At 69.7% G+C, this 2449-nt stretch carries 3 protein-coding genes; 2 read left to right on the top strand and 1 reads right to left on the bottom strand.

Going from position 1 to position 2449, the window contains the following annotated elements; translation table 11 throughout:
• The coding region (locus AB0442_RS42165; protein WP_366168801.1) for a transposase at positions 1–298 on the top strand (298 nt) is incomplete at its 5' end.
• A 21-nt stretch (positions 299–319) separates the two neighbouring features.
• Here the strand turns inward: AB0442_RS42165 and AB0442_RS42170 are convergent.
• Positions 320–931, bottom strand: a complete 612-nt coding sequence (locus AB0442_RS42170; protein ID WP_366168802.1) for a TetR/AcrR family transcriptional regulator — start codon at positions 929–931, stop codon at positions 320–322.
• Positions 932–1023: 92 nt separating this feature from the next.
• Here AB0442_RS42170 and AB0442_RS42175 point away from each other — a divergent pair, with 92 nt between their 5' ends.
• A complete protein-coding gene (locus AB0442_RS42175) occupies positions 1024–1416 on the top strand; it encodes a DUF4345 domain-containing protein (RefSeq protein WP_366168803.1) in 393 nt (130 codons plus the stop codon).
• Positions 1417–2449 lie beyond the last annotated feature (1033 nt).

Genomic DNA, 2449 nt, shown 5'->3' on the forward strand with positions numbered 1-2449 from the left:
CTCAACGCGTACCACCCCACCCCGATCAGACCGCCCCACGGCCTGCGGGAAACACCCAGCTCAGCGGCCTGATCGGAATTTTGACACCCTTCAGGCCTACCGGCTCCCGCCGTACTGCCCGCAACTGAACCCCGACGAGGGCGTCTGGGCGCACCTGAAGAAGAGCCTGGGCAACCTTGCTGCCTGCACCACCGACCAACTTGCCACTCAGGTCCGTACCCGGCTGAAGAAGATGCAGTACCGCCCCGATCTCCTCGACGGTTTCATCGCCGAGACCGGGCTGACCCTCGCATCATGACGTCACCCCGAGCCGACAAGATCAGTAGCGCGGCCAGTCGGGTGCGGGGTCGGTGGCGAGCAGCGGACGGACGGCGCCCAGCACGGCGCCAATGCACACCTCGCGCAGCTCGGCCCGGCTGCATGTCTGTTGCGTGAGCCAGTCCACGCACAGCACCTGGACGAAGACCAGCCAGCTCTTCAGGACGCCGGAGACCGCCTCGCGGGCGCTGTCGTCGGCGAGGGGGAGCACGCCCAGCAACCGGGCGCGGAGGGCATCGAGCTCGTTGGTCATGATCGTCTGGATCACTGGGTCGCCGGCCAGCACCCGGTTGGCGGCGAGTACGGCGTTGCGGTTCGCGACGAAGTAGTCCAGGTGGGCATCCAGGCCCTGGCCGAGCTGCTCGACGAGGGTGTCCGCCGGGTCGAACCGGGTCTCGGCGAGCAACTGGTCGGCCGCCTGCTGGTAGACCGCCGCGAAGAGCTCGTGCTTGCCGGCGAAGTGACGGTAGAGCAGCGCGCGGGAGACGCCGGCCTGCTCGGCGACCGCATCCATTTGCACTTCGTCGTACGGGTGGGCGGCGAAGAGCTGCGCGGCGACGGTGAGCAGCTGGGCACGGCGGTCGGCGGGGCTGAGGCGTTGGCGGGGAGGCACGGGTGAAGGCTACTTGACACGCGTCGACCGGTGCGCCCTATCTTAGTAGACGCGTGTCAACTAATGCTGGAGACGAGACTCGGAGAGCGGTCATGGCCAGGACGTTGAGGGTGCTCGTGCTGATGATGGGGATCTCGTGCGTGGTGATCGGGCTCGGGCACGTGGTGCTCGGTAACGCCTCCATCCCCGGCGCGGGCGCCGCCGGGACGACGATCGACAGCCTGGGGCGCTTCTTCGGTGCGATCTTCGCCGGGTACGGACTGGCCTGGCTGTGGGCCGCCCGGCAGCGGCCGATCCCGGCGACGGCCGTGCGCTGGCTGGCTGGGGTGCTCCTGCTGGGAGGGGTGAGCCGACTGTTGTCGCTTGCCCTGCACGGCTGGCCGCACTGGTTCCAGGTGGTCCTGACGGTGGTCGAACTTGTTCTGCCGCCGGTCTACTTCTGGCTGGCCGACGCCGAGGAGCGGGTACTTGCGGGGCGCGCTTGATCCCCGCTCACCGCGGCGAGCGGCGCCAGGTCGAATATGCGCGGGACGCCTCGGTGGCCGTCGGCAGCCGGTGCGGAGTCTCCTGTGGACGGGGCTCCGGCTCGTCAGGGCCAGCCACGGTAACCCCGGCTTGGCGCGTAGGCGGTCTTGCACAGGCCTTCGGCGACGTCGTCGTCGTGATCGGCACCAGATCGTGAGCCTCGACCAGCTGCGCGCCGTCGTCTCCGAGCTGGGCGACCAGGCGGCGATGGCCGACGCCCTTCTCCTCCTGCACCAGATCCCGAGCATGTGACTGCGCCGGGGGCTGACAACGTATATCGACAACGTGAGCTGCGAGCGCCGCCACCGCCTGCACCTGGTCGACCTCGCCCACGCCCACGGAACGCGGCGCAGTCGCGGTCCTCACCGACGCCCCGCTCGACCTTTGCCTCGCCCGGAACTCGAGCAGGCCCACGGCGGCCGCCGCGCCCGCGGCCTCGCCGTCGTCCTCACCGGCCTCGCCTGGGCCGACTTCTCCGTCTGATCAAGCCACGAACGAACGCTCCCGCCCGCCGGCTGAGGACGAGCAAGCCCTGACCCGACGCCGCCCGCGCCCACCGTCTCCAACAACGCGAGGACCCGGATCACGGTGACCCGCGGCGAGGTCGGCGTAGAGGGGTCGGTGAGGTGGGCGAGCGCAGGAAGCGGGCGGTCTGCTCCTCGGTCCACAGGCGCCTGGGGGCGGAGGTGGGGCGGGGGAGGATTGGTGGCTTGGCGGGGTTGCGGGCCAGGCGGCCGTCGGCGAGGGCGCTGGAGAGGGTGGCCGTGTCCGGTAGACGGTGACCTTGCCTCGGCCCTTGCGTAGTTGGGCGGTGACAAAGGCCCGGAGGTGGTCGCGGGTGAGGTCGATGAGGGGGGTGCCGAGAGCGGGGTCCAGATCTTGTTCGACGTAGGCGCGTTAGTACTCCAGCAGTGCTTCGCTATCTGGCCTGGTCAGAGGCGTCGTGGGGAGTGTAGTGGGCTGTTGGTGAGAGAGGGGTGGTCTTCGCGGAAC

Source organism: Kitasatospora sp. NPDC085895, assembly GCF_040702125.1.
GTDB lineage: Bacteria > Actinomycetota > Actinomycetes > Streptomycetales > Streptomycetaceae > Kitasatospora > Kitasatospora arboriphila.